We start from the raw sequence: 26318 nt of genomic DNA on the forward strand, positions 1-26318 counted from the left end.
GCAGCCGGCGCGGCCGGGTAGTGCCGCATGGCATGGCCGGCGTGCCATGCCGGATGCGGCCCCGCCGGGCGCAGGCTCAGGCCTGCACGTCGTGCTCGTGGTGGTAACGGGTGGCTTCGGCCACCTCGTTGCGCGAGCCGAGGAACACCGGCACGCGCTGATGCAGCTGGTCGGGCTGGATGTCGAGGATGCGCCGGCGCCCGTCGGTCGCCGCGCCGCCGGCCTGCTCGATCAGCATCGACATCGGGTTGGCCTCGTACATCAACCGCAGCTTGCCCGGCTTGGACGGCTCTTTCCTGTCCCACGGATAGATGAAGATGCCGCCGCGGGTGAGGATGCGGTGCACGTCGGCCACCATCGAGGCGATCCAGCGCATGTTGAAGTCCTTGCCGCGCACGCCTTCGCGGCCGGCCAGCAGGTCGGCCACGTAGCCCTGCATCGGCGCTTCCCAGTGGCGCTGGTTGGACATGTTGATGGCGAACTCCTTCGTGTCGGCCGGCACCTGCATGCCGCGCTGGGTCAGCACGAACTCGCCGGTCTCGCGGTCCAGGGTGAAGGCGTGGGTGCCGTGGCCGACGCTGAGCACCAGCATCGTGCTCAGCCCGTAGATGCAGTAGCCGGCCGCGACCTGGCCCACGCCCGGCTGCAGGAAATGCTCGTCGCCGGGCTTGTCCACGCCGGCCGGCGCGCGCAGCACCGAGAAGATGGTGCCCACCGACACGTTCACGTCGATGTTGGAGCTGCCGTCCAGCGGATCGAACAGCAGCAGGAAGTCGCCGTGCGGATACTCCGACGGCACCGGCTGGCTGTGGTCCATTTCCTCCGACGCGCAGGCGGCCAAGTGGCCGCCCCAGGCATTGGCCTCGAGCAGGATCTCGTTGGAGATCACGTCCAGCTTCTTCTGCGCCTCGCCCTGCACGTTGCCGGTGCCGGCGTCGCCGAGCACGCCGCCCAGCGCACCCTTGCTCACCGCGATCGAGATGCTGGTGCAGGCGCGGGCCACCACCGCCACCAGCTGGCGCAGGTCGGCGTTGATGCGCCGGGCATGCTGTTCTTCGATCAGGAAGCGGGTCAGCGACGTGCGGGACATGGTCGGGAGCTACCTTCGGACAAAAGGGGCGCCATTGTCGCGGGTTGTCCGGATATTTGCGAACGCAGGCCAGGGTTTGTCCTGGTGCGGACATGGCGCCCGCGCGCCTGTCCCGTGCAGGTGGCGCCTCTGTAGGAGCGACTTCAGTCGCGATGGAGCTTTACCGGTAAAGCTCCATCGCGACTGAAGTCGCTCCTACGGGAGCGCGGCACGCGGGTACAAAAAAGCCCGGGAAATCCCGGGCTTTTCCGTTGCGGCGCCGTGGCTGGATCAGCCGCGGCTGACCTCGTAGACCGCCTTGGCCACGTAGTCCAGGTTCCTCTGGCTCAGCGCGGCCACGCAGATGCGGCCGGTGCCCACGGCGTAGATGCCGTACTCGTCGCGCAGGCGGTCCACCTGCGCCTTGCTCAGGCCCGAGTAGGAGAACATGCCGGCCTGCTGCTGGATGAAGCCGAATTCCGGCGCGCCCAGGGCGGCCAGCTTCTGCACCATGCCGGCGCGCAGGGCATGGATGCGCTCGCGCATTTCGGTCAGCTCGGCGCCCCACATGCCGCGCAGCTCGGCGCTGCCCAGCACGCCGGCCACCAGCGCGGCGCCATGGGTGGACGGGCTGGAGTAGATGGTGCGGATGATGCGCTTGACCTGCGACTGCACGGCCTTGGTCGAGGTCGCGTCCGGGCCCACCACCGACAGCGCGCCGACGCGCTCGCCGTACAGCGAGAACGACTTGGAGTACGAATTGGCGACGACGAAGCTGTCAATGCCGGCCTCGGCGATGATGCGCACGGCCTGGCTGTCCTGCTCGATGCCCTTGTCGAAGCCCTGGTAGGCCATGTCGATGAAGGGGAACAGCTGGCGGTCCTTCAGCAGCGCGGCGACCTGCTGCCACTGCGCGGTGTCAAGGTCGGCGCCGGTCGGGTTATGGCAGCAGGCGTGCAGCAGCACCACGGTGCCCGGCTGCAGCTTCTGCAGGTCGGCGATCATGCCGGCGAAATCCAGGCCGTGGCTGGCGTTGTCGAAATAGGTGTAATCGACCACGTCGAAGCCGGCGGCGCCGAACACGGCGCGGTGGTTTTCCCAGCTCGGGTTGCTGATGGCGACGGTGGCGTGCGGCAGCAGCTTGTGCAGCAGGTCCGCGCCCACGCGCAGCGCGCCGCTGCCACCGATGGTCTGCGAGGTGGCGACGCGGCCGGCGGCGATCAGCTCCGACCCCTCGCCGAACACCAGCTTCTGCGTGGCCTGGGTGTAGGCCGGCAGGCCGTCGATCGGCAGGTAGCCGCGCGGCTTGGCCTCGGCGGCGAGCTGCTGCTCGATCAGATGCACGGCGCGCAGCAGCGGGATGCGGCCGTCCTCGTCGTAATAGATGCCGACGCCAAGGTTGACCTTGGTCGGGCGCGGGTCGGCGTTGTAAGCCTCGGTCAGACCCAGGATCGGGTCGCCAGGAACCTGTTCCACGTTTGCAAAGAAGGACACGGCGGTACTCGTCACGGTGGCGGGAGGGGGAAGTTCGGGACGACCGCGCGGCGCGGTCAAACCGCCCCATCCTAACAGGGCCGCGGACCATTGGCCGCAGGGTTTCAGGCGGAACCGTCAGCGCGCGGTGCAGCGATCGGCGGCGATGGGCGATGATGCCCGCATGAAGCGAAACGGGCGGTGGTTGCTGTTGACGGGATCGATGCTGGCGGCGCCGGCGACAACGCTGGCCGGCCCGGCGCTGGCCACGCTGGATGCCGTGCAGGTGCAGGCCGCGCGCGTCCATGCGGTCGACGACTTCGACCTGCCTGCGTCGATGACCACCCTCGGCGTGGACGCGGGCAACGGCCGGGGCGCGCTGGTCTCCGAGGCCCTGGGCGGCGTGCCCGGCCTGCTGGCGCGCGAGCGGCAGAACCTGGCGCAGGACACGCAGCTGTCGATCCGCGGTTTCGGCGCGCGCTCCACCTTCGGCGTGCGCGGCGTGCGGCTGCTGGCCGACGGCGTGCCGGCGACGCTGCCCGACGGCCAGGGCCAGCTGTCGCATTTCAACCTGCTCGGCGCCGACCGCATCGACGTGCTGCGCGGTCCGTTCTCGGCCTTGTACGGCAACTCCTCTGGTGGCGTGGTGCAGCTGTGGAGCGCCGATGGCCAGGCAGGCGATCCGTGGCGGCTGCGTACCGCCGTCGGCAGCGACAACAGCCGCAGCTTCGGCCTGCAGCTCCGGGGCCAGGCCGACGCCATGCGCTACAACATCGCCGCCAGCCACTACCGCACCGATGGCTGGCGCGAACACAGCGCGGCGCGGCGCGGATTGCTCAACGCGCGGCTCGGGTTCGACCTTGCGCCGGGCCAGCGCCTGGACCTACTGTTCAACGTGCTCGATGCCCCGCACGCGCAGGACCCGCTGGGCCTGAGCCGCGAACAGGTGCGCCAGGACCCGCGCCAGGCCACCGCCGTCGCCACCCAGTACGACACCCGCAAATCGGTGCGGCAGGCGCAGGCCGGCGCGGTGTACACGCTGGATCGCGGGCGCCGGACCTGGCGGCTGATGGCCTACGCCGGGCAGCGCACGGTCGAGCAGTTCCTGGCGATCCCGCCATCGGCGCAGGCCAGCCCGCTGCATTCGGGCGGGGTGATCGACCTGGACGGCGGCTATGGCGGCGTGGATGCGCGCTGGGCCTGGCATGGCGCGCTGGCCGGCCGGCCGCTGGAACTGATGATCGGCGCCAACGCCGACCGCCAGCAGCAGCACCGCACCGGCCATGAGAACTTCGTCGGCGATACGCTGGGCGTCAGGGGCCGGCTGCGGCGCGACCAGCACGACCGCGTCGGCAACGTGGACCAGTTCGCGCAGGCCTGGTGGGAAATCGGCCCGCGCTGGTCGCTGCTGGCCGGGGCGCGCCACAGCCGGGTGCGGTTCCGGTCCGACGACCATTACATCGGCGCCGGCAATCCCGACGACAGCGGCCGTCGCGACTACGCGGCCACCACGCCGGTGGCCGGGCTGGTGTTCCGTGCCGGCGAGAACCTGCGCCTGTATGCCTCGGCCGGCCGCGGCTTCGAGACGCCGACCTTCAACGAGCTGGGCTACCGCGCCGATGGCGGCGCCGGGCTGGCGCTGGACCTGTCCCCGGCCACCAGCCGCAACGTCGAACTCGGCGCCAAGTGGCGCACGCAGGCCGGCGCGCGGCTGGAGCTGGCGCTGTTCCGCGCCGACACCGACGACGAGCTGGCCGTGGCCAGCAACCGCGGCGGCCGCAGCAGCTACCGCAACATCGGCGCCACCCGCCGCCAGGGCGTGGAGCTGGGCTGGCTGCAGCCCGTCGGCGATACCCAGCAGCTGCAGCTGGCCTGGACCTGGCTGCAGGCCAGCGTGCGCGAAGGCTACCTGACCTGCACCGGCCTGCCCGCGCCCTGCACCCTGCCGCGCAACCCGGTGGCGGCCGGCACCGCGCTGCCGGGCGTGCCGCGCCAGCAGTTCCACGCGCGCTGGCGCTGGCAACCGGGACCGTGGCAACTGGCCGTGGAAACCGTGGCCGCGGGCGCCACGCCCGCCAACGACCTGGGCGATGCCCGCGCGCCGGGCCATGCGCTGCTCAACCTGGAAGCCGTGCGGCAATGGCGGACCACGCGCGGCCCGCTGCGCGTGTTCGCGCGCGTGGACAACCTGCTGGACCGGCGCCACATCGGTTCGGTCATCGTCAACGACGGCAACCAGCGCTACTACGAACCGGGCCCGGGCCGTGGCTGGACGCTGGGCCTGGAATGGCAGTGGGCGCGGCCGGCGGCGTCGGACGACGGCTGAGAGCCTGCGGGCGGGTGCATGCCGTCCCGTTGCGGATGTTCGATGGCGGGCAGTCGCAGGTGCCGGGCGTGCCCGGCACGGGAGTTCAGCGGGAAAGTTTCTGGCGGAGCGTGTTGTAGGAGCGCACTTCAGTGCGCGATGGAGCTTTCCCGATACAGCTCCATCGCGCACTGAAGTGCGCTCCTACGGGCGTTCCTACGGGCGCTCGTGCGGTGATTCCGGGTGCACAAGGCCCTTGGTATCTCAGCCGGGCAGCACCGCCGCCTCGCGCGCCAGCCGCTCGATGCCGGCCCAGTCGCGCGCCGCCAGCAGGTCGCGCGTGGTCAGCCACGAACCGCCGACGCACAGCACGTTGGGCAGGTGCAGGAACTGCGCGGCGGTCTGCGCGCCGATGCCGCCGGTCGGGCAGAAGCGCACGTCGCCGAACGGGCCGTTCCACGCCGCCAGCATCGCCGCGCCGCCGGCCTGCACCGCCGGGAAGAACTTGAACGTGTCCAGGCCCTGCTCCAGCCCGCGCATCAGTTCCGACGAGGTGGCCACGCCCGGCAGGAACGGCAGGTCGGTAGCGCGCGCGGCGGCGTAGAGCCGGTCGGTGGCGCCCGGCGACACCGCGAAGCGACCGCCGATGGCTTTGACCTGCTCCATCTGCCGCGCGTCGAGCACGGTGCCGGCGCCGACCACCGCGTCGGGCACGGCCTCGACCATCGCCTTGATCGCCTCCATCGCGGTGGGCGTGCGCAGCGTCACCTCGATCACCGGCAGCCCGCCGCGGAACAGCACCTGCGCCACCTGCACGGCGTCGTCGATGCCGTCGGGCGTGAACACCGGGATCACCGGCGCCAGCTTGAGCACGGCGCGCACGCGCGGATCAGCGCCGGACATCGAACCTGCCCTCGCCCACCAGGGCCATCACGTCGGCCACGCCGACCGGGTTGAAATCGCCGGGAATGGAGTGCTTCAGGCAACCGGCAGCCAGGCCGAAGCGGATCGTGGCCTCGGCGTCGAAGCCCTCGATCAGGCCATGCAGCACGCCGGCGGCGAAGGCGTCGCCGCCGCCGATGCGGTCGACGATGTCGGTCAGTTCCTCGGCCGGCGCGACCGCACGGGCACCGTCGCGGCCGAGCAGCATCGCGCCGAGCGAGTGGTGGCCGACGCTGTGCGCCATGCGCTGGGTGCAGGCCATGTACTGCAGCCGCGGGAAGGCGGCGAACGCCATCGCCGCGGCCGCGTCCACGCGCGCCTGCGCGTCGGCCTGCGGGAACTCGCCGCCCAGCACCACGCCGATGTCGCGGTGGTCGGCGAACACGATGTGCGCGCAGTCGAACAGGTCGCGCAGGATCGCCCGGGCGTCGCCGCCCCAGCGTTCCCACAGCTTCGGCCGGAAATTGCCGTCGAAGGAGACCTTGATGCCCGCCGCGTTGGCCGCGCGCGCGGCCGCCAGCGTGGCCTGCGCCGCCTCGGCGCCGAGCGCCGGACTGACCCCGGACAGGTGCAGCCACTGCGCGCCGTGCAGCAGCGCCGGCCAGTCGTAGCTATCGGCGCGCGCGTTGGCGAAGGCCGAATCGGCGCGGTCGTAGACCACTTCGCTGGGCCGGTGGCCGGCGCCGGTGGTCAGGAAGTACAGCCCCATGCGGCCCTCGCCGCGACGCACCCGGCCGGTGTCCACCCCATGCCGGCGCAGCTCGCCGGTCACCGCCGCGCCCAGCGGGTTGTCGGCGACCACGCCGATCATCGCGACGTCGTGGCCGAAATGCGCCAGCGACACGCCGACATTGGCCTCGGCGCCGCCGCAATGCACCTCCAGCGACGGGCTCTGCAGCAGCAGCTGGTGGCCGGGCGCGCCGAGCCGCAGCAGCAGCTCGCCGAAACAGACAACACGGGGGGAACTCATCGGGACTCCTGTCGCGGTCTACACGGGCGGGAATGATGGCACGATAGTTTGGCCATCGGTGTCATATTGCGGCCAATGTCCCCTGTTCCTGTCGGGGAACGGTGCAGGAATGTCCCAAAGACAATGGCTTGCAAGGCTTTCCTGCCCTGTTGCAGTGCAAGATGCTCCCTCCCGAGGCTCCTGCTACTTTCGGTTTTGACCAGCGGTGTCATAAGCCTTTGGCACTACAGAAAGCACCGCTTCGCATGTAAACCTTTGGAGAGGGGAAGCACATGTATCCACACGGCAAGCAGAAAAAGACACCGGTTACCTTGCTCGCGTTCTCGATCGCACTGGCGCTGCAGACGGGCGCGGCGGCGGCCCAGGACGCCGGCACCGCCGCCACCGAACTGGACACCGTGACCGTCACCGGCTACCGGGCCAGCGTCGAGAAGGCGCTGGACATCAAGCGTGGCGAGGCCGGCGTGGTCGATGCCATCGTCGCCGAGGACATCGGCAAGTTCCCGGACAGCAACCTGGCCGAATCGCTGCAGCGCATTCCCGGCGTGGTCATCACCCGCGACGGCGGCGAAGGCCGCCAGATCACCGTGCGCGGCCTGGGCCCGGATTTCACCCGCGTGCGCATCAATGGCATGGAAGCGCTGAGCACCGTCGGCAGCAGCGATGGTCAGGGCGGCACCAACCGCAGCCGCGGCTTCGACTTCAACGTGTTCGCCTCGGACCTGTTCTCGCAGCTGATCGCGCGCAAGACCGCCTCGGCCGATGTCGAGGAGGGCTCGCTCGGCGCTACCGTCGACCTGCGCACCGCGCGGCCGTTCGACTACGACGGCTTCACCCTCGTGACCAATGTGCAGACCGCCTACAACGACGCCTCGCAGGCGGCGATGCCGCGCTTCGCCGGCCTGATCGCCAACAGCTGGGCCGACGGCAAGGTCGGCGCGCTGCTGTCGGTGGCGTACTCCGAACGCGATACCGTGGAGGAAGGCACCGGCACCGTGCGCTGGGCCGGCGGCACCACCAATGGCGGCTTCAGTCCGAACTCCGCGTTCAAGGACGCGTTGAAGTCCGACGTCTATGCGCCGCGCTTCCCGCGCTACACGCTGATGGAGCATGACCAGAAGCGCCTGGGCGTGACCGGTTCGCTGCAGTTCAAGCCCAGCGACCGCACCACCTTCAGCCTGGACGCGCTGTACTCGAAGATCGACGCCAAGCGCGACGAGAAGTACATCGAGGCCAACGGCCTGAGCAAGTCCGATGCGCTGGGGAAGAAGGAAATCCTGGTCAACGCCGGCGAAGTACGCAACGGCGCGCTGGTCTACGCGCAGATGGACAACGTCGACATCCGCGCCGAGAACCGCCACGACGAATGGAGTACGGATTTCTACCAGGTCAGTCTCGATGGCGAGCACAGGCTGACCGACAGCTTCACCCTCAGCGGCAGGGTCGGCACCTCGCGGTCCAAGCATGACAACCCGGTCCAGGCGACCATCATGATGGACAAGCTGAACGTGCAGGGCTACAGCTACGACTACCGTGGCAACGCCAACAAGCCGGTGTTCGATTACGGCATCAACCCGACCGACCCGAATGGCTGGACCCTGTCCACCATCCGTCTGCGCCAGAACTACGTGACCAACGAGTTCCACAACGGCGAGCTGGATTTCGCCTGGATCGCCGGCCCGTCGTTCACGCTGAGCGGCGGCGTACAGGCCAAGAACTACAGCTTCGACTCGATGGAGCGCCGCCGCACCGCCAACGAAGCCACCTCGTTGCCGAACTTCACCAGCGGCACCCGCATCGTGCCGGTCGACATGACCGAGCTGGCCAGCCTCAGCGGCCTGGCCGGTTCGCCGGGCAAGTGGGTGGTGCCGAACTTCGGTGCCATCGCCGACATGTTCGGCGTTCTCAGCGGCGAGGGCATCTACGCGCTGAGCGACTACGCCGCCAGCATGCGCGGCGTGGAGGAGCAGGACCGCAGCGGCTGGCTGATGGGCAAGTTCTCCACCGAGATCGGCTCGATCCCGGTGTACGGCAACTTCGGCGTGCGCCATGTCAGGACCAAGCAGACCTCCACGGGCGTCGCCACCGCCAGCGGCACCCCGGTGGCCGCCACCGTGACCCGCGAGTACAACGACACCCTGCCGTCGCTGAACGTGGTGGCCGAAATCACCCCGGACTTCCTGGTGCGTTTCGCCGCGGCCAAGGTGATGTCGCGCCCGGGCCTGGGCAGCCTGACCCCGGGCGTGACGGTCAACGTCAGCGGCAGCGCCAGGACGGTCAGCGGCGGCAACCCGATGCTCGATCCGGTGCGCGCCAAGAGCTACGACCTGGGCCTGGAGTGGTACTTCGATGAAGGCGCCATGCTCGGCGCGACCCTGTTCTACAAGGACATCGGCAGCTACATCCAGAACACCCGCGAAACCCGCGTCTACGCCGACAGCGGCCTGCCGGCCAGCCTGCTGGACAACCTCAACGCCAGCCCCAGCGACGAATTCACCTTCACCGTGCCGATCAACACCCCGGGCGGCAAGCTGCAGGGCGTGGAACTGAACTACGTGCAGCCCTTCACCTTCCTGCCCGGCAAGTGGAGCAACTTCGGCACGCAGCTGAACTACACCTACGTCGATTCGGACATCCAGTACCTGCTGTCTTCCGGCGCCGCCGCGCAGAAGGCGGCGATGACCGGCCAGTCCAAGAACTCGTGGAACGCCACCCTGTTCTACGAAGGCACGAGCTTCTCCGGGCGCGTTTCGGCCACCAACCGCAACGACTACCTGATCCAGGTGCCGGGCACCGAGGCGGGCTTCAACAGCGAGGCCAACGGCGTGCATGGCCAGAGCGGCACCACCATCCTCGATGCGTCGATCCACTACCGCATCAGCGACCAGCTGGAACTCAGCCTGGAAGGCGCCAACCTGACCAACGAGGCGCAGGAATCGTGGGTGGCCAACCCGTCGGTATCGCTGCCGCTGGAGTACAGCCAGACCGGGCGCACCTACACGCTGGGCCTGCGTTACAGGTTCTGATGCGCGATGCCCTCCCGGCGCGCTGCCGGGAGGGTTCCTGGATGGTGCGACGCAGGATGTGATGGCGCGTCGGCGTCGCTAACTTGGCCCACCGCGTGCGCTACCGGCAACCGCACGCACGTTTCCAAGAGACGCACGATGTCACGACGTTCCGCCCGTTCTCCGCTCCGCCTCCTGCTGTTGGCTTCCGCGCTGTCCGCTGCTCTCCCGGCGGCGGCGCTTTCTTCCCCGGCGCAATTGCTGTTCCGCGTCTCGGCCGACCAGGGTTTCGTCGCCGACCAGGCGCAGGGCGATGCCGTGCCCAACTTCCAGGACAAGGTGAGCCTGGTAGATGACGGCGCACATGGCCGCGCGATCCGCTGGGAAGACGACGGCGTGCTGTCGTGGAACGCGCCGGGCAACATCCGCGCCGAGCGCGGCACCCTGTCCTTTTTCTGGCGCTCGCGCTATGTGGTGGGCGAAGCGCCGTTCGTGATCTTCCGCGTCGGCTACGCCGACCACAGCAGCTGGGACATGACTTGGCTGCGCATCGACTGGAACGGCCACGGTTTCGACGCCTTCGTTACCGACGCCAACCTGGCGCGCACCCGCGTTTCCTTCCGGCTGGAAAAGAACCCGTCGCCCGGACAATGGCAGCACATCGCCTTCGCCTGGGACGAGGACAAGGGCGCGCGCCTGTTCCTCGGCGGCCGCGAGGTGGCGCGCGTGGAGACCACCGGCGACTACGACGCCGCGCTCGACCAACTCGGGCTGGCCGGGCGGGTGATGGCGCCCTACCAGGTACAGAGCCGCTACAACTTCCTGCGCGGCAGCGACGTGGACGAGATCCGCGTCTACGACCGCATGCTCGACGGCGGCGACGTGGCCGCGCTGGCGCGCAACGCGGAACCGCGTGCGGATCAAACCGCGACCGTTTCGCAGCGTGCATGGTGGCACCGCCATGGCTGGGAAGGTGCGCCGCCGCCGGCACTGACCGCCACGACGACGACGATCCGCAAGGTCGAGTTCGCCGACGTCAGGGACAAGAAGCAGTGGATGTGGAAGGGTACCGATGGCATCGCCGAGACCACCTGGCCCGGCGTCTACAACCGCTCGCGCCTGCCCGGCCGCAACGACTACTTCCAGCTGCCGGACTGGAACACCTATGTCGAAGGCGGCCAGCACCTCGATCTGACCGTGCCCGAGGGCGAAACCGTCAACCGCATCGAGATCCGCGGCGCGGCGTTCGGCGAACTGCAGGGCAGTGCCGGAACGCTTTTCACCCGGCCGAAGGGCGTGGTGCGCAGCGTCGACGAATTCGCCGCGCAGACCGGCGGCACCCTGCGCTTCGCCAACGCCGCGCAGGAGACGCCCATCCAGGAAATCTGGGGCTACCGCGTCAGCGACGCCGCCGAGCCGGAAGGCACGGTCAAGCAGCGCTACCTGATCGACAGCAGCGTGCTGCCGGACTACACCAACGTCGCCGCGCTGCGCGACTACATCGATGGCCGCTTCGCACCGGACGAACGCAGTGTGGTGATGGCATTGCCCAAGGGGGCCGGTTCGCGCACGCGCACGGCCGGCTCGCTGCCTGCGCATCCGCGGCCCATCGTGCACGTGCTGGTGCCTTCCGGCGTCGGCGACGCGCCGGCGGCGCAGCCGCTGATCCGCAGCTGGGCCTACAGCTGGGAGAACATGCACGACGGCCTGGACGGCATCGCCATCGACCTGCCGGCGCTGGACCTGCCGGCCACGCACGACGGCCCGGAAGGCGGGGTGATCCCGCTGGACATCCGCATCAAGGATCCGATCTGGCCAGCGCGCGACATGATCGACGTGTCGGTCTCGGTGAAACCCGGACAGAAGCGCACGCTGTGGCTGGACCTGCGCGACCGCATCCTCACCGCCGACAGCCTGTGGATTTCCATCGCCTCGGCCGCGCCCGGCTTCAACGCTGCTTCGCTGGACGGCGCGGAGGTGCGGCTGGTATTCAAGGACCGCAGGGAAGCGCTCAAGGAGCACGTCGCCGACCGCTTCAACCAGGTGCGCGACAACTGGGGCTTCCTGGTCGAAGAGCACACCACGTCCAAGCGCCAGCGCCTGTACGCGCGCGTGTATGCCGACCTGAGCGACCTGCTGCGCGTGGACCCGGAGCACGAGCTGGGCCGCCTGTACTGGAACTACATCAGCTACAACAGCCAGGGCCGGCCGCCGTTCCAGCAGCCGCAGCCGCCCAAGGGCGTGCCGCTGTGGGCGTTCCGGCAGGTGGAAGACCTCAGGCGCGTGCGCCGCTTCGTCGACTGGTGGATCGACAACCGCCAGGTCGAATACGGCGATTTCGGCGGCGGCATTTCCGACGACACCGACCTGACCCAGCAATGGCCGGGGCTGGCGCTGATGGGCGTGGAGCCGGACCGGCTCAATGCCTCGCTGACCGCGCTGTCCGACGCGGTGTACAAAAACGGCATGTTTGCCAACGGCCTGAGCACCATCGAGACCGACGAACTGCACGCCTACGAGGAGGGCATCAACGCCAACAGCGCCATGCTCTACCTCAACTGGGGCGACCCGCTGACCGTCGAGCGGCTGATGCAGACGGTGCGCGCCTTCGACGAACGTATCGTCCTGCGCAACCCGCAGGGACACCTGCTGTTCTCCAGCAACTGGTATGGCGGCAACAAGGTCTACCGCGAGCCGAACTGGCAATGGCAGAAGCCGTATTCGTTCCCGGCGCTGCACCCGGCGTTCCTGATGGGCGAGTACAACGCCGATCCCACCGGCCGCCGGCTGGTCACCGGCTTGGCCGACAGTTATCTCGCCCACGCCTACACCGACGACAAGGGCCGCTGGGCACTGCCGAACGAGATCAACTGGGCCACCGGCAAGACCCGCGGCGGCGAACTGAACCAGGGTTCGGGCGGTGGCGACGTCATGCACACGTTCTGGGCGGCCTGGCGCTGGAGCGGCGATGACAAGTACCTGGAGGCGCTGGACTACCGCGTGCTGCGCGGCGGCCCCGGCGCGCTGTCCAACCTGGGCGAGAACATCATCGACGCGCTCGGCCGCCAGCAGGACTGGGGCCGGCAGCTGGTCGCCGCCGCCGACAAGGGCGATGCCGGATTCGCCGCCGTCACCGCGTGGCAGCTGACAGGCGACAAGACCTACCTGGAAACCCTGCATGCCGAGGGCATCCAGGCCAAGGCGCAGCGCGAGTACATGAACACCGAGGGCCACTGGTGGAGCGACCGCGTCGAGGCGCCGAGCGAGTTCCTGCAGCGCCTGCGCCTGGGCGGCATCGCGCTCAAGCGCAACCAGAGCTTCCCCGGGCATGCGGTGAGCTGGCGTTTCGCCCAGCCGGGCGCCGCCGAGCAGGTGGCGCTGCTGGTGCACGCGCCCTCGCGCGAGCGCTTCAAGGTGATCGCCTGGAACATGGGCGACAAACCGGTGGACGCGGCGATGACCGGCTGGAACATCGCCGCCGGCACCTGGCGCATCACCAGCGGCACCGACCGCGACGGCGACGACAGGATCGACGGCAGGGCGCAGGTACGCGAGGTGGCGCTGGAGCGCAGCGCTTCGACCACGCTGCGTTTCGCGCCGAAGCAGGCGCAGGTGTTCGAGTTCGAACGGGTCGCGGCGGGCACGCCGGTGGAAACGCGCGCCGACCTCGGCATCGGTCGCGGCGACCTGCAGATCGTGGACGGGCGCGTGCGGCTCACCGTGCACAGCCTGGGCCATGTCGCCACCCGTCCCGGCCAGGCGGTGATCGAGGACGCGCGCGGCCGCGAAGTGGCGCGCGTCGCGATCCCCGCGCTGGAAGCGCCGCTGGATCTGCAGCCGCGCACGGCAACGGTGGAACTGGCGTTGCCGGCAGGCTTCGACCGCAACGGTGCCAGCGTGCGGGTGCTGCAGGAAGGCGACGCGGAGGAAGTGACGCTGCTCAACAACCGCCTGCCGCTGCGGTAAGCGGGGATCAGCCGATACCGCCGGACGTTCCCTTCTCCCATCGGGAGAAGGTACGTCGGAGGGGCGGATGAGGGTACGGGCGAAGCCTCACGCCGCCGACCATCGCGGAGGCTTCGCCCGTACCCACACTTCGATCCGGCGCTCCGCCCTGCGCCAACGGCCCGGGCGCTCCAAGGCACGCGTGCCTGTGGTGCGTCAGCCGCGCCTTCCCGCCGAGGGAGAGATGCTCCGCATCATGGCGTATCCGTCTGCATCAACCGGCTTTCGCGCCGGTACCAGCCGTCGCGTCCGGGATCGGGCATGAACACCGTGCAGTGCTCCATCGGGCGCTGGTAGACGTGCACCGAGATCGCGATGCCGCTGTCGCTGGCGTTGCGCAGCACGTGGAATTCGTCCGGCGGGATCAGGTTGCCGGCACTGCCGCGTTGGCCGGCCAGGGTCGGAAGGGGCTGGAAGCGGGCACCATCGTCGCCGCTTTCCAGCATCCGGTACGGGGTGATGTGCAGCGCGCCCTGCCACACGCCTTCCACGCACCACAGGCCGTCGTGGTCGTGCAGCGGCGTGCCCTGCGCCGGTCCCCAGGTCATGGCGACGATGCTGTAGCCGTGGCGCGCGCTGCGATACAGCTCGCGGCGCGCGTAGTGGTCGGTGATCGGTTCGTGCACGCAGCCGGGCAGCACGATCGCGGGATCGGCGATGGCCTGCCGCAGCGCCTGTTCAATCCGCGCCACCGTAGTGGCGACATCGGGTGCGGCCAGCGCCGCGTCGATGGCCGCCACCAGCCGCTCACGGCCGATGAAGTCGGGATATCCGGTTGCATCTGAAATCATGCCGCCAGTCTAGGGCAAACCGGTGAACATTCCGTTCGCCATCCACACCGGCTGAAGGCATGTCCGATTCATGAAGTACCGCGCTGCACGAACGGCACCTGCGCGTACAGCCGGCGTTCGCCGCCGCGCGGATCGTCCTGCTGGCGGCTGTCGTCGTCGAACACCAGGGTCTGCCGGCGCTGCAGCGAATACGGTTCCCAGCGCGGCAGCCCGCCGTGGTTGGGATCGCCGTGGCGGGCGAAGGCCAGCAGCGCGCCGCTCATCGCCTCGGCCATGCGCGTGGCCGAGGCGGTGGCACCGGTGCGCGAGCCGGGCTGCTGCGTGTTGTGGAACACCAATGGGATGTCCAGCGTGTGGAAGGCGCGCAGCCGCTCCGCTTCGCCGCCGCGGTCGTACCAGTCCAGCTGGTAGGCCCAGGTCGGTGCGCCCTGTCGCGCGCGCGCCTCCAGTTCCTCCACCGCGCCGCGCCACGAGCGTCCGGCGGTGGTCGCGGCGAAGAACACCTCCGACGGCGTGTAGTGCGGATACATCCGCCGGTAGGCGGCGATCACCACCGACGGCAGCAGGTCGACGAACTGTTCCTTCTCCAGCTTCGCCGGCAGTTCGTCCCAGCCCAGCGCGAAGTTGCGGTCGTCGTGGCCGAGGAAGGCGCGGGTCTCGTCGTGGGTGTTGCCGATGACCATGGGGATGCCGGCCGACTGCGCGGGTGCCTGCGGCCAGAACGGATGCACGGGCAGGTGGCGCGCGTCCAGCACCGGGCCGAAGTACAGGCCGGTGTCCTCGACCGTTGATGGATCGCGCAGCTTCACCGCTTCCAGCAGTTTTTCCATCGGCAGCGTGCGCAGTGCCTGCGGGTCGCGCAGGCCGAAGTGTTCCAGCACGCGTCGCGCGCGCTGGGTGGCCGCGCGCGGGCCGGCGGCGGTGACCTGCTGGCCGCTCATCGTCCAGGCGCGGTGGAACAGTCCCTGCGCCGCCGGCATCGCCATCAGCGTGGCGATCTTGGCGCCGCCGCCGGACTGGCCGAACACGGTGACGTTGCCGGCGTCGCCGCCGAACTCGGCCGCGTGCTGGCGCACCCACTGCAGCGCCTGCACCAGGTCGAGCTGGCCGGCATTGCCCGAATCGGCGAACGCATCGCCGCCGAGGCCGGCCAGGTACAGGTAGCCGAACAGGTTGAGGCGGTGGTTGACGGTGATCACCACCACGTCGCCGCGCCGGCACAGATTGCCGCCGTCGTACAGCGGATCGCTGCCCGAACCGTTGTTGTAGGCGCCGCCGTGGATGTACACCAGCACCGGGCGCCGGCCGCCATCGCGCAGGGCCGGCGTCCATACGTTGAGATACAGGCAATCCTCGCTGCCCGGGCCTTCGCCGCTGGTCTGCGGCGCGGCCGGGCCGCACGCCAGCGCATCGCGCACCCCGTGCCATGGCGCTTCCAGCGCCGCCTGCTGGAAGCGCCGCGGTGCGGTATCGGCGCCGTAGGGAATGCCGCGGAAGACATGGATGCCCTGCTCGGTCTGCCCGGCGACGCGGCCGCCGCGCAGACGCGCGATCGGACTGGCCTGCCCGCGTGCGGCCGCGGCCGGGAGCGCGGTGGCCAGTCCGGCGCCGAGCGAACACAGCGTGCCGGCGCGCAGGAAATCGCGGCGCCGCGGGTCGGCGGGCGTGGCGCTCATGGCGCGCGCTCCGTCCGCTGCGCGGCGATCCAGTCCAGCGCCAGCCGCGGCCACGCGGCGGCGGTCAGGCCGGCGATGCCGCGCGTGCCGAAGCCGTGCCCGCCGTGCGCAAACACGTGCAGCTCGGCCGGCACGCCGGCCCGGCGTAGCCCGGCGTAGAAGCCCAAGCTGTTGCCGACCGGGACCGCGTCGTCGTCGCCGGCGTGCACCAGGAAAGTCGGCGGCGTATCGGCGCGGACCTGGTGCTGCATCGAGTAGCGCCGCTGCAACGCCGGTTCCGGCCGCGGGCCGAGCAGCCGTTCGCGCGAACCGGGGTGCGCGTCCGCGCCGGCCATGTCGATCACCGGATAGATCAGCAGCTGGAAGTCGGGACGCGCGCTGACGCGGTCGATGGCATCGGTGGCCGGATACGCGGGCTGGTCGAAGCCGTTGCCCAGGCGCGCGGTCAGGTGCCCGCCGGCGGAGAAGCCGATCACGCCGATGCGCCGTCGATCCAGTTGCCATTCGCCGGCACGGGCGCGGATCAGGCGCATGGCGCGCTGCGCATCGGCCAGCGCCGCATCGCGATCCTCGCGGCCTTCGCCCGGCAGGCGGTAGCGCAGCACGAACAGGGTGATGCCGCCTTGGTCGACGAAGGCCGGCACCAAGGCCGAGCCCTCCTTGTCCAGCACCACGCGCTGGTAGCCACCGCCGGGCGCGACCAGCAGCGCGGTGCCGTTGGGCCGGGCCGGCCGGTACACGACCAGCCAGGGCTCGCTGACATGGGTGACGTAGCGGTCCGGCAGCGCCGGATCGGCGCTGCGCTCGACGACCTGCGGCGCCTGCGACAGCGGTTTGTCCCCCGGTGCCAATCCGGTCGGCCACAGCGCGATCCGTTGCGCCGATCCCGGTACCGGTTCACCATCGATGCTGGCGACCGCGGTCCCGGTAGAGAATCCGGAAACTACAAGAAAAGCCATCAATAACAACGATCTGCGGACACTGTACGGGGACATGGGAAATCTCGCGATGCGGGGCCGGTGGGGCCGTGATGCGTTGCGTATTGCCATATGACACCGGTTTACCATATACAGCACCCACAGCACTGTCGATGGGCGGTGCAGCAACGCCACCAGGAGAGCCACTTGAGCAACGATCAAGGCCGACAGGACCCGTCCGCCGCGCTGGACGACATCGCCCGCCAGTTCGTGGAGGCGCGTCGCGCGGGACGTTCGCTCGCCGATTTCCCCGGCGCGATCCCGGTCGATCTGGTCACCGCGTACCAGGTGCAGGACCTGGCCATCGGCCGCTGGGACGACGCCGTGGTCGGCTGGAAGGTCGGCTACATCGCCGCCGAGCGCCGCGATGGGTCCGGGGACGAGCGCCTGCTGGGTCCGGTGTTCTCGCGCCAGCGCTGGAATGCTACCGGTGGCATCGTGGACATCCCCGTGTTTTCCGGCGCCGGCGGTTTCGCCGCGGTCGAGGCCGAGTACGTGCTGCAGCTCGACGCCGACGCCCCCGCCGACAAGCTCGACTGGACGCCGGACGAAACTGCCGCCCTGCCCGCACGCATGTTCACCGGCGTGGAGGTGGCCAGCAGCCCGCTGGCGACGATCAACGTGCTGGGGCCGCGGGTGGTCGTCTCGGACTTCGGCAACAACAATGGCCTGGTGCTGGGCACCGAAATCGCCGATTGGACGCGGCTGGACGAAGCGCGGCTGCTGGCGCGCACTGAGATCGACGGCAACGTGGTCGGCATCGGCGGCGCCAACAACCTGCCCGGCGGCCTGCGTGCCGCCTATGCTTTCGCACTGGCGCGTTCGGCGCGCCGTGGCCGCCCACTGCGCCGGGGCGATCTGATCGCCACCGGCAACGCCACCGGCATCCACGACATCGCGGTCGGCCAGCAGGCCGTGATCCGCTTCGAGGGTTACGGCGAGATTTCCTGCAGGGCCGTGGCCGCCGGCTGACCGGCGCGCACGGCGGGTATGCGTGGAGGGGGTTCGATGATCAATCGCAGAGGTTTCCTTGCCACCGGCCTGGGCGCGCTTGCCGCGCCGGCGCTGGTGGCCTGTTCGGGCAGCGGCCGCCAGGCCGGCGGCGACGGGCGCGTGCTCACCGCCACCGACGTGCACGTGGCGGACTACCCCACGGTCACCGCGGTCAAGTGGATCGGGCAGGAGCTCGAGCGCGCGACCGGCGGCCGGCTGCGGCTGGCGCAGTACCACTCCGGCCAGCTCGGCCGCGAGTCGGAGGCGATCGACATGGCGCGCTTCGGCGCCATCGACATCACCCGCGTCTATTCCGGCGCGCTCAACAATGCCTTCCCGCTGACCCAGGCGCTGTGCCTGCCCTACGTGTTCGACTCGGTCGCGCACATGCGCCGCGCGCTGGACGGCGGCATCGCCGACGCGGTGCTGGCCGGCTTCGAGAACCGCGGACTGGTCGGCCTGGCGATCTACGACTCGGGCGCGCGCTGCTTCTACAACACCAAGCACCCGATCGTGGAACCGCGCGACCTGCACGGCCTGAAGCTGCGCGTGGCCAGCTCGGACATCTTCCTGCAGCTGATGCGCCTGTTCGGCGCCAACCCGACGCCGATGTCGCTGGGCGACACGTTCTCCGGCATGGAGACGCACATGATCGACGGCGCCGAGAACAACATGCGCAGCTTCCATTCCAGCCGCCACTTCGAGGCCGCGCACTACTGGTCGGAAAGCCAGCATTCGTACGCGCCGGACGTGCTGCTGATGTCGCGGCGCAGCTTCGACGCGATCTCGCCCGGCGACCGCCGCCTGCTGCTGGACCTGGCGCGGCAGTCGGTGCAGGTGATGCGCACCGAGTGGGACGCCTCCGAGGACAAGGCCCGCCAGGCGGTGCTGACGCATGGCGTGAAGGCCAACGCGGTGGACATCGCCGCGTTCCGCGGTGCCGCCGCGCCGCTGCTGCGCGACTACCTGCGCCAGCCGGACATCGCCGCCCTGCACCGCCGCATCCGCGATTTCGCCTGAGGAACGCCGCGCATGTCCGAAGCCACCGCAACCCCCACACTGGCCGGCGCGCAACGCGCGCTGGAAATGCTGGCCAACCTCGTCATCCACGTCGCCGTCGTCGCCCTGCTCGGGCTGGTGGTGGTGCAGGGCTGGCAGGTGTTCGCCCGCTACGTCATCAACGATTCGCCGAGCTGGACCGAGCCGGTCACGCTGCTGCTGCTGAGCACGGCGATGAGCATGGGTGCGGCCGCCGGCGTGCATACCAACCGCCATTTCGGCTTCTTCCTGCTGGCCGACCACCTCAACCCGCAGGTCAAGCGCGTGGTCGATGCGCTGGTGCCGCTGGTGGTCGCCAGCATCGGCGCGGTGATCGCCTGGTGGGGCTGGCTGCTGTGGCTGGATGGCCTGCACATCAAGGCCGCCGGCGCGGAACTGCCGCAGAGCGTGAACTACCTGCCGCTGAGCATCGGCGGCGCGTTGATGGTGGTGTTCGCGTTGAACCGGGCGGTGCAGGCGCTGCGCCCGGCCGCCGCCGAAGGAGATCGCTGAATCATGGGCATCGCAATCCTGTTCCTCGTGTTCGGCGCGCTGCTGCTGATTGGCGTGCCGGTGGCCTATGCCCTGGCCGCCGCGGCGCTGGCCACCCTGCTCTATCTGGACCTGCCGGCGGTGGTACTGGTGCAGCAGATCTCCGCCGGCACCGGCTCGGCGTCGCTGATCGCCATTCCGCTGTTCATCTTCGCCGGCGAGATCATGATGCGCGGCGGCATCTCCGAACGCCTGATCGCGCTGGCGGCATCGCTGGTCGGGCGCCTGCGCGGCGGCCTGGGCCAGGTGTCGATCCTGTCCTCGCTGTTCTTCGGCGGCGTGTCCGGCTCGGCCATCGCCGATGTCTCGGCGGTCGGTGGCACGATGATCCCGCAGATGGTCAAGCGCGGCTACGACCGCGATTTCGCGGTCAACGTCAGCATCACCGCGGCGCTGGTGGCGCTGCTGGTGCCGCCGTCGCACAACCTGATCCTGTTCTCGGCCGCGGCCGGCGGCGGCCTGTCCATCGCCGACCTGTTCGCCGCCGGCATCGTGCCGGCGCTGCTGATGACCGTGGTGCTGATGGTCACCGGCTACGCCGTGGCGCGCCGGCGCGGCTATGGCGTGGAAGCCTTCCCGGGCATCCGCGCGGTGCTGTTGCGGCTGGTCGCCGCCCTGCCCGGCCTGGGCCTGGTGGCGCTGATCTTCGTCGGCATCCGCGCCGGCATCTTCACCGCGGTCGAGTCGGCGGCCATCGCCGTGGTCTACGCGCTGCTGGTCACCACCGTGCTGTACCGCCAGCTCGGCTGGAAGGCGTTCATGGCCACGGTGGTGCACGCCGCGCGCAGCACCGGCGTGATCCTGTTCGTGATCGCCACCGCGGCGGTGTTCGGCTGGCTGCTGGCCTACCTGCAGGTGCCGTCGGCGGCGGTGGCGTTCCTGCAGTCGTTCGCGCACAGCAAGTTCATGGTGCTGCTGATGATCGTGGTGATGCTGCTGCTGCTGGGCACCTTCATGGACCTGGCGCCGATGATCCTGATCTGCACGCCGATCTTCCTGCCGGTGGCCAGGGCCTACGGCATCGACCCGATCCACTTCGGCCTGGTGCTGGTGCTGACCGGCGGCCTGGGCCTGGTGACGCCGCCGGTGGGCTCGGTGCTGTTCATCGGCACCGCCATCGGCAAGATCACCGTGGGCCAGAGCATGCGGACGATCTGGCCATTCTGGCTGGCCGGGCTGGGCGTGCTGCTGGTGGTGGCGTTCTTCCCGCAGCTGTCGCTATGGCTGCCGGCGCTACTGCGCGGCTGAGCGCCGTCACGGGCGTGACCGGGCCGATGTTTCCGGCCCGGAGCGGCGTCTCGGGCTAACATCACCGCCTGGCGCGGGTTTCCGTCCCTGCCGCCGGCGCACGCCGCCGGCACCGGCGGGACGCCGCCGCGCCGCCCACATCGCCGTGCCTCGCCGGGCGCGGCTTCGCCAGAACCCGTTCCGCTGGATGGTTTGCAAGGACATGTCATTGCGCAAGAAGGCCGATTCCGACGCCACGACCCGGCCCCAGGGCCGGGCCGCGACCATCAACGACATTGCGCGCCTGTCCGGCGTCTCCAAGAAGACGGTGTCGCGGATCATCAACAACTCGCCGCTGGTGCGCAAAGACACCCGCGAGAAGGTCGAGGCGCTGATGCGCGAGGTCGGCTACGCGCCCGATCCGCTGGCGCGCGGGCTGGCGTTCCGGCGCTCGTTCCTGATCGGCATGGTGTACGACAACCCCACCGCGCAGTACGTGGTGGACATGCAGTACGGCGCGCTCGACGCGCTGCGCGGCTCCAGCTTCGAGCTGGTGGTGCACCCCTGCGACACGCGCAGCCCCGGCTACATCGAGGGCGTGAAGCGCTTCGTGCAGCAGCAGAAGCTGCACGGCGTGATCCTGGTGCCGCGCGCCTCCGAGGACCAGGCGCTGGCCGACATGCTCGAAGAGATCGGCTGCCGCTACACCCGCATCGCCTCGCTGGCGCTGGACGACACCTCGCAGATGGTGATCACCCACGACCGCGACGGCGCCGCCGAGGCCGCCGACTACCTGCTCTCGCTCGGCCACCGCGACATCGCCCTGATCACCGGCCCGTCGGCCTACCGTTCGGCGCACGAGCGCACCGCCGGCTTCATCGACGCGCTGGAGCGGCGCGGCATCGAACTGCCGCCGGCGCGCATCATCGAGGCCGGCTACACCTTCGAATCGGGCGTGGCCGCGGCCGAGAAGCTGCTGCTCGGCAAGCAGCGCCCGACCGCGATCTTCACCGGCAACGACGAGATGGCCGCTGGCGTCTACAAGGTCGCCATGCGCGCCGGCATCAACATCCCGCGCGAGCTGTCGGTGGTCGGCTACGACGACAGTCCGCTGGCTTCGCGGCTGTGGCCGTCGCTGACCTCGGTGCGGCGCAATACCCGCGACACCGGACGCACCGCCGCGGCGATGCTGATCCAGCCCGAGGGCCAGGCCGCACTGCAGATCGCCAGCGTGCGCCCGCACCTGATCGTGCGCGATTCCTGCCAGCCGCCCCTGGATTGACCCCAAGTCGTTATTCCGGAAAGGGAAGAGAGCATCCCGCGCTGCAAAATGACACCGGTTTCCTAATTGGCTATGATGGCTCCGCAGCGCATCGGCGGGTCCACCCATGACGAGGCCCGCACCACGGCCGGCCGCATCGCCCCGACGGGCAAGGCTCGGCGCCGCAACCACCCCGTATCACCGCATCAGGGAGAGGAACACCATGACCAATCCGTTCAGCCTCGAAGGCAAGGTCGCGCTGGTAACCGGTGCCAATACCGGCCTGGGCCAGGGCATCGCGCTGGCGCTGGCCGCCGCCGGCGCCGACATCGCCGGCGCCGGCATCGTCCCGGCCGAGGAAACCGCCGCGAAGGTGCGCGCGCTGGGCCGCCGCTTCCTCAACATCGAGGCCAACCTGATCAGCATCGAGCCGGTCGAACGGGTGGTGCGCGAGACCGTCGAGGGCCTCGGCGGGCTGGACATCCTGGTCAACAACGCCGGCCTGATCCGCCGCGCCGACGCGGTGGAGTTCAGCGAGAAGGACTGGGACGACGTGATGAACGTCAACATCAAGTCCGCCTTCTTCATGTGCCAGGCCGCCGGCAAGCACTTCATCGCCCAGGGCCGCGGCAAGATCATCAACATCGCCTCGATGCTGTCCTTCCAGGGCGGCATCCGCGTGCCGTCCTACACCGCTTCCAAGAGCGGCATCGCCGGCATCACCCGGCTGCTGGCCAACGAGTGGGCGCAGCAGGGCGTGACCGTCAACGCCATCGCCCCGGGCTACATGGCCACCGACAACACCGCGCAGCTGCGCGCCGACGAGGACCGCAGCAAGGCGATCCTGGACCGCATCCCGGCCGGGCGCTGGGGCAGGCCGGAAGACCTGGGCGGCACCGCCGTGTTCCTGGCCTCCAGCGCCTCGGACTACGTCAACGGCGCGGTCATCCCGGTCGACGGCGGCTGGCTGGCGCGCTGATCCCTTCCCCCATCGAACAGAGAGTCACGCAATGAAGATCGCCCTGATGCAGGAATTCAGCCAGGCCGCCAAGAACCCGGTGGTGCTGGAACAACTCGACACCGTCGCCGCCGCGCAGGGCCACGAGGTGTTCAACGTCGGCATGGACGGCGACAACGACCACCGCCTGACCTACATCCACCTGGGCATCTGCGCCGCGCTGTTGCTCAACTCGAAGGCGGTGGACTTCGTCGTCGCCGGCTGCGGCACCGGGCAGGGTGCGATGATGTCGCTCAACGCCTGGCCGGGCGTGTACTGCGGCTACTGCATCGAGCCGACCGACGCCTTCCTGTTCGCCCAGGTCAACAACGGCAACGCGCTGGCGCTGCCGTTCGCCAAGGGCTACGGCTGGGGCGCGGAGATCAACATCCGCTACATCTTCGAGAAGGCCTTCGGCGGCGAGCGCGGCCAGGGCTACCCGGCCGAGCGCCGCGAGTCGCAAATGACCAACGCCGGCATCCTGGCGCAGGTGAAGCAGGGCGCCTCGAAGGATTTCATCGCCGGCCTGAAGTCGATCGACCCCGAACTGGTGAAGCAGGCCGTCGGCGGCGCGCGCTTCCAGAAGGCGTTCTTCGACAACGCGCAGGACGCGGACATCGTGGCCTACGTGAAGGGCGTGCTCGGCCAGTAAGGGGGGCAGGGCACCGAGGCGATGGACGAGGGCGCCCGCGGGCGCCTTCGTCGTTTCCGGGCCACGCCGCCGCCGATGCCCCGGCCGCACCCGGCTGGTAGCATGTCCACCCCCGAAATCCAGGCGCCGTCACCCATGGCCGACTCCAAGAACCCGTCCGTCACCCAGGCCCAGGCCGAGGAGGCCGTGCGCACGCTGCTGCGCTGGGCCGGCGAGGATCCCGCCCGCGAGGGCCTGCTCGACACCCCGCGGCGGGTGGCCGAGGCCTACGGCGACTGGTTCAAGGGCTACCAGGAGGACCCGCGCGACTACCTGGCGCGCACCTTCGAGGAAGTGGCCGGCTACGACGAGATGATCGTGCTACGCGACATCGAGTACGAAAGCCACTGCGAGCACCACATGGCGCCGATCATCGGCCGCGTGCACGTGGGCTACGTGCCCAGCGGCCGCGTGGTGGGCATCTCCAAGCTGGCGCGGGTGGTCGAGGCCTATGCGCGCCGCTTCCAGGTGCAGGAGAAGATGACCGCGCAGATCGCCGACGTCATCCAGGACGTGCTGCAGCCGCTGGGCGTGGGCGTGGTGGTGGAAGGCTCGCACGAGTGCATGACCACCCGCGGCATCCACAAGCGCGGCGTCAGCATGGTCACCTCGCGCATGCGCGGCAGCTTCCACGACGACGCCCGCACCCGCGCCGAGTTCCTGCGCTTCATCGAAGTGGGCCAGGCGCGGCGCTGAGCTGCCGGTATTCCTTCTCCCTCCGGGAGAAGGTGCACCGAAGGGGCGGATGAGGGTACGGGCGAAGCTTGGTCCCATCAGATACCGCGAGGTTTTGCCCGTGCCCTCACCCCAACCCCTCTCCCGCTGGGAGAGCGGCTTTACCTCTGAGAGAACCCCATGCACTACGTCGAACTGATCGCAATGCTGGTTATCGTGCAGTACCTGTTCTTCGGCGCCATGGTCGGCCGTGCCCGCGGCCGCTACGGGGTGAAAGCGCCGGCGGTGGTCGGCCATGAGGGCTTCGAGCGCGCCTACCGGGTACAGATGAACACCCTGGAGCTGATGGTCGCGCTGCTGCCGGCGCTGTTCGTCGCCGCCCGTTTCTGGCCGGCCGCCTCGGTGGCCGGCATCGGTGCGGTGTACCTGGTCGGCCGTTTCATCTACTGGCGCGCCTACGTGAGCGCGCCGTCCAGCCGCGCGCTGGGCTTCGCGCTGTCGATGCTGCCGCTACTGGCGCTGGTGGTGATGGCGCTGGCCGGCGCGTTGCTGCGCTAGGACAGGGTGCTGGCCGCCGGGAGTCTGCATTGCCCGGTACCACCGATCCCTTCCATAGATGGACACCCCGACGACAGGAGGTCGCGATGAAACAGCGTTCGTTGTTCCGCCGCCATTGGCCATGGCTGGTGTTGTTGCTGGTGGCCGGTCTCTGGGAAATCCGCGCCGACCTGCTGGACGTGCATGACGCCGCCGCGCGCCGGCTGGCCCAGCTCGACGCCGAGCACTAGCGCGAACCGGGCCGGCACGGCGGAAAACAAAGGGAGCCGCGAGGCTCCCTTTGTCGTTGCCGGCGATGCCCGGCGATCGGGCTCCCGCTGCGGCGCACTCAGCGCGCCGAGAAGCCGCCGTCCACCAGGTGATAGCTGCCGGTGATGAACGAGGCCTGGTCCGACAACAGGAAGCAGGTCAGCGCGGCCACCTCCTCGGCGGTGCCCAGGCGCCCGGCCGGATGCAGCGCCACCAGCCCGTCGTAGGCCGCGCGCTCCATGCCGGCCAGCAGCGGCGTGTCGATGAAGCCCGGGCCGACCGCGTTGATGCGCAGCCCGCGCGCGGAGTATTCCAGCGCCGCGGTCTTGGTCATGCCGACCAGGGCGTGCTTGGCCGCCACGTAGGCGGTCGAGCCGGCCCAGCCGTTGCTGCCGAGGATCGAGGCCATGTTGACGATGGCGCCGCCGCCACCGGCCAGCATCGCGGCGATCTCGTACTTCATCGAATGGAAAACGCCGTGCAGGTTCACCCCGAGCACGCGGTGCCATTCCTCCAGCGGATAGTCGGCGGTGGCCAGGCTGGCGCCGCCGATGCCGGCATTGTTCACCGCCAGGTGCAGGCCGCCGTACTCGGCCACGGTGGCTTCGACCAGTTGCCGTACCGCGTCGGCGTCGCTGACGTCGAGCTGGCGCGCGCGGGCCTGCGCGCCGATGCCCGACGCCACCTGCTCGGCGGCACCGCGGTCCAGATCGGCGACGACGACCTGGGCACCGCTGGCGGCCAGTTGCCGGGCGACGGCCTCGCCGATGCCCGAGGCGGCACCGGTGACCAGGGCGACCTTGCCGGAAAAATCCAGTTGCATGGGGGGTCTCCAGGGCGGCGAGGGAGGGCCGCCATGGGACC

At 69.8% G+C, this 26318-nt stretch carries 21 protein-coding genes; 13 read left to right on the top strand and 8 right to left on the bottom strand.

Annotated elements, in window-relative coordinates; genetic code table 11:
• Positions 1-76 precede the first annotated feature (76 nt).
• Entirely contained in the window at positions 77-1090 is a 1014-nt protein-coding gene (locus CQ393_RS04495; protein WP_153190428.1) for a class 1 fructose-bisphosphatase, read from the bottom strand.
• 270 nt (positions 1091-1360) lie between these two features.
• A complete protein-coding gene (locus CQ393_RS04500) occupies positions 1361-2563 on the bottom strand; it encodes an amino acid aminotransferase (RefSeq protein WP_343199539.1) in 1203 nt (400 codons plus the stop codon).
• Between the two features lie 202 nt (positions 2564-2765).
• On the opposite strand from CQ393_RS04500, the gene CQ393_RS04505 reads away from it, so the two are divergent.
• On the top strand, positions 2766-4868 hold the full coding sequence (locus tag CQ393_RS04505) for a TonB-dependent receptor (RefSeq protein WP_228114278.1): 2103 nt from the start codon (positions 2766-2768) through the stop codon (positions 4866-4868).
• 243 nt (positions 4869-5111) lie between these two features.
• Here CQ393_RS04505 and eda read toward each other — a convergent pair whose 3' ends face one another.
• Positions 5112-5750: a bifunctional 4-hydroxy-2-oxoglutarate aldolase/2-dehydro-3-deoxy-phosphogluconate aldolase gene (gene eda / locus CQ393_RS04510; RefSeq protein ID WP_153190431.1), complete on the bottom strand. Its 639-nt coding sequence runs from the start codon at positions 5748-5750 to the stop codon at positions 5112-5114.
• Positions 5737-6759, bottom strand: a complete 1023-nt coding sequence (locus CQ393_RS04515) for a sugar kinase (RefSeq protein WP_153190432.1) — start codon at positions 6757-6759, stop codon at positions 5737-5739. Before CQ393_RS04515 ends, eda begins: the two co-directional genes overlap by 14 nt.
• Positions 6760-7031: 272 nt before the next feature.
• Here CQ393_RS04515 and CQ393_RS04520 point away from each other — a divergent pair, with 272 nt between their 5' ends.
• The gene (locus CQ393_RS04520) at positions 7032-9785 is read left to right on the top strand and encodes a TonB-dependent receptor (protein WP_153190433.1); all 2754 of its coding nucleotides are present in this window, start codon (positions 7032-7034) and stop codon (positions 9783-9785) included.
• Positions 9786-9923: 138 nt separating this feature from the next.
• Positions 9924-13730 (top strand): LamG-like jellyroll fold domain-containing protein, encoded by a 3807-nt coding sequence (locus tag CQ393_RS04525; protein ID WP_153190434.1) that lies wholly within the window; start codon positions 9924-9926, stop codon positions 13728-13730.
• A 233-nt stretch (positions 13731-13963) separates the two neighbouring features.
• On the opposite strand, the gene CQ393_RS04530 is transcribed toward CQ393_RS04525, so the two are convergent.
• The 3 genes from CQ393_RS04530 to CQ393_RS04540 form a co-directional block, all read right to left on the bottom strand.
• Complete coding sequence (locus tag CQ393_RS04530; protein ID WP_153190435.1) at positions 13964-14560, bottom strand: cysteine dioxygenase family protein; 597 nt, start codon at positions 14558-14560, stop codon at positions 13964-13966.
• 68 nt (positions 14561-14628) lie between these two features.
• On the bottom strand, positions 14629-16236 hold the full coding sequence (locus CQ393_RS04535) for a carboxylesterase/lipase family protein (RefSeq protein ID WP_153190436.1): 1608 nt from the start codon (positions 16234-16236) through the stop codon (positions 14629-14631).
• Complete coding sequence (locus CQ393_RS04540; protein WP_306767947.1) at positions 16233-17195, bottom strand: alpha/beta hydrolase; 963 nt, start codon at positions 17193-17195, stop codon at positions 16233-16235. The genes CQ393_RS04535 and CQ393_RS04540 overlap by 4 nt, the downstream gene beginning before the upstream one ends.
• A gap of 165 nt (positions 17196-17360) precedes the next feature.
• Here CQ393_RS04540 and CQ393_RS04545 point away from each other — a divergent pair, with 165 nt between their 5' ends.
• The 10 genes from CQ393_RS04545 to CQ393_RS04590 all read left to right on the top strand — a co-directional run bounded on the left by CQ393_RS04545 (position 17361) and on the right by CQ393_RS04590 (position 25435).
• The gene (locus tag CQ393_RS04545; RefSeq protein WP_194269592.1) at positions 17361-18185 is read left to right on the top strand and encodes a 2-keto-4-pentenoate hydratase; all 825 of its coding nucleotides are present in this window, start codon (positions 17361-17363) and stop codon (positions 18183-18185) included.
• A 36-nt stretch (positions 18186-18221) separates the two neighbouring features.
• On the top strand, positions 18222-19226 hold the full coding sequence (locus tag CQ393_RS04550) for a TRAP transporter substrate-binding protein (protein ID WP_153190438.1): 1005 nt from the start codon (positions 18222-18224) through the stop codon (positions 19224-19226).
• 12 nt (positions 19227-19238) lie between these two features.
• Positions 19239-19757 carry a TRAP transporter small permease gene (locus CQ393_RS04555; protein WP_153190439.1) on the top strand — a complete coding sequence of 173 codons (519 nt, stop codon included), beginning with the start codon at positions 19239-19241 and terminating at the stop codon, positions 19755-19757.
• A gap of 3 nt (positions 19758-19760) precedes the next feature.
• Entirely contained in the window at positions 19761-21044 is a 1284-nt protein-coding gene (locus CQ393_RS04560) for a TRAP transporter large permease (RefSeq protein ID WP_153190440.1), read from the top strand.
• 202 nt (positions 21045-21246) lie between these two features.
• Positions 21247-22305 (top strand): LacI family DNA-binding transcriptional regulator, encoded by a 1059-nt coding sequence (locus CQ393_RS04565; protein ID WP_153190441.1) that lies wholly within the window; start codon positions 21247-21249, stop codon positions 22303-22305.
• A 202-nt stretch (positions 22306-22507) separates the two neighbouring features.
• Positions 22508-23263, top strand: coding sequence for a 2-dehydro-3-deoxy-D-gluconate 5-dehydrogenase KduD (gene kduD / locus CQ393_RS04570; RefSeq protein WP_153190442.1), 756 nt, complete (start codon positions 22508-22510; stop codon positions 23261-23263).
• A 31-nt stretch (positions 23264-23294) separates the two neighbouring features.
• Positions 23295-23933, top strand: coding sequence for an RpiB/LacA/LacB family sugar-phosphate isomerase (locus CQ393_RS04575; RefSeq protein ID WP_153190443.1), 639 nt, complete (start codon positions 23295-23297; stop codon positions 23931-23933).
• A 135-nt stretch (positions 23934-24068) separates the two neighbouring features.
• Positions 24069-24668, top strand: a complete 600-nt coding sequence (gene folE / locus CQ393_RS04580; protein ID WP_153190461.1) for a GTP cyclohydrolase I FolE — start codon at positions 24069-24071, stop codon at positions 24666-24668.
• Positions 24669-24827: 159 nt separating this feature from the next.
• Positions 24828-25205, top strand: a complete 378-nt coding sequence (locus CQ393_RS04585) for an MAPEG family protein (protein ID WP_153190444.1) — start codon at positions 24828-24830, stop codon at positions 25203-25205.
• Positions 25206-25291: 86 nt separating this feature from the next.
• Positions 25292-25435 carry a hypothetical protein gene (locus CQ393_RS04590; protein WP_153190445.1) on the top strand — a complete coding sequence of 48 codons (144 nt, stop codon included), beginning with the start codon at positions 25292-25294 and terminating at the stop codon, positions 25433-25435.
• Between the two features lie 98 nt (positions 25436-25533).
• Here the strand turns inward: CQ393_RS04590 and CQ393_RS04595 are convergent, their stop codons facing one another.
• The gene (locus tag CQ393_RS04595) at positions 25534-26277 is read right to left on the bottom strand and encodes an SDR family NAD(P)-dependent oxidoreductase (protein ID WP_153190446.1); all 744 of its coding nucleotides are present in this window, start codon (positions 26275-26277) and stop codon (positions 25534-25536) included.
• Positions 26278-26318: the final 41 nt, after the last annotated feature.

Source organism: Stenotrophomonas sp. MYb238 (assembly GCF_009496535.1).
Classification (GTDB): Bacteria; Pseudomonadota; Gammaproteobacteria; order Xanthomonadales; family Xanthomonadaceae; genus Stenotrophomonas.

Bases quoted from the DNA above. Each gene is read 5' to 3' on its own strand.
- CQ393_RS04495 (WP_153190428.1), bottom strand. From the start codon at position 1,090: ATGTCCCGCACGTCGCTGACCCGCTTCCTGATCGAAGAACAGCATGCC.
- CQ393_RS04505 (WP_228114278.1), top strand. From the start codon at position 2,766: ATGCTGGCGGCGCCGGCGACAACGCTGGCCGGCCCGGCGCTGGCCACG.
- eda (WP_153190431.1), bottom strand. From the start codon at position 5,750: ATGTCCGGCGCTGATCCGCGCGTGCGCGCCGTGCTCAAGCTGGCGCCG.
- CQ393_RS04515 (WP_153190432.1), bottom strand. From the start codon at position 6,759: ATGAGTTCCCCCCGTGTTGTCTGTTTCGGCGAGCTGCTGCTGCGGCTC.
- CQ393_RS04520 (WP_153190433.1), top strand. From the start codon at position 7,032: ATGTATCCACACGGCAAGCAGAAAAAGACACCGGTTACCTTGCTCGCG.
- CQ393_RS04525 (WP_153190434.1), top strand. From the start codon at position 9,924: ATGTCACGACGTTCCGCCCGTTCTCCGCTCCGCCTCCTGCTGTTGGCT.
- CQ393_RS04530 (WP_153190435.1), bottom strand. From the start codon at position 14,560: ATGATTTCAGATGCAACCGGATATCCCGACTTCATCGGCCGTGAGCGG.
- CQ393_RS04535 (WP_153190436.1), bottom strand. From the start codon at position 16,236: ATGAGCGCCACGCCCGCCGACCCGCGGCGCCGCGATTTCCTGCGCGCC.
- CQ393_RS04540 (WP_306767947.1), bottom strand. From the start codon at position 17,195: ATGGCTTTTCTTGTAGTTTCCGGATTCTCTACCGGGACCGCGGTCGCC.
- CQ393_RS04550 (WP_153190438.1), top strand. From the start codon at position 18,222: ATGATCAATCGCAGAGGTTTCCTTGCCACCGGCCTGGGCGCGCTTGCC.
- CQ393_RS04555 (WP_153190439.1), top strand. From the start codon at position 19,239: ATGTCCGAAGCCACCGCAACCCCCACACTGGCCGGCGCGCAACGCGCG.
- CQ393_RS04560 (WP_153190440.1), top strand. From the start codon at position 19,761: ATGGGCATCGCAATCCTGTTCCTCGTGTTCGGCGCGCTGCTGCTGATT.
- CQ393_RS04565 (WP_153190441.1), top strand. From the start codon at position 21,247: ATGTCATTGCGCAAGAAGGCCGATTCCGACGCCACGACCCGGCCCCAG.
- kduD (WP_153190442.1), top strand. From the start codon at position 22,508: ATGACCAATCCGTTCAGCCTCGAAGGCAAGGTCGCGCTGGTAACCGGT.
- CQ393_RS04575 (WP_153190443.1), top strand. From the start codon at position 23,295: ATGAAGATCGCCCTGATGCAGGAATTCAGCCAGGCCGCCAAGAACCCG.
- folE (WP_153190461.1), top strand. From the start codon at position 24,069: ATGGCCGACTCCAAGAACCCGTCCGTCACCCAGGCCCAGGCCGAGGAG.
- CQ393_RS04585 (WP_153190444.1), top strand. From the start codon at position 24,828: ATGCACTACGTCGAACTGATCGCAATGCTGGTTATCGTGCAGTACCTG.
- CQ393_RS04590 (WP_153190445.1), top strand. From the start codon at position 25,292: ATGAAACAGCGTTCGTTGTTCCGCCGCCATTGGCCATGGCTGGTGTTG.
- CQ393_RS04595 (WP_153190446.1), bottom strand. From the start codon at position 26,277: ATGCAACTGGATTTTTCCGGCAAGGTCGCCCTGGTCACCGGTGCCGCC.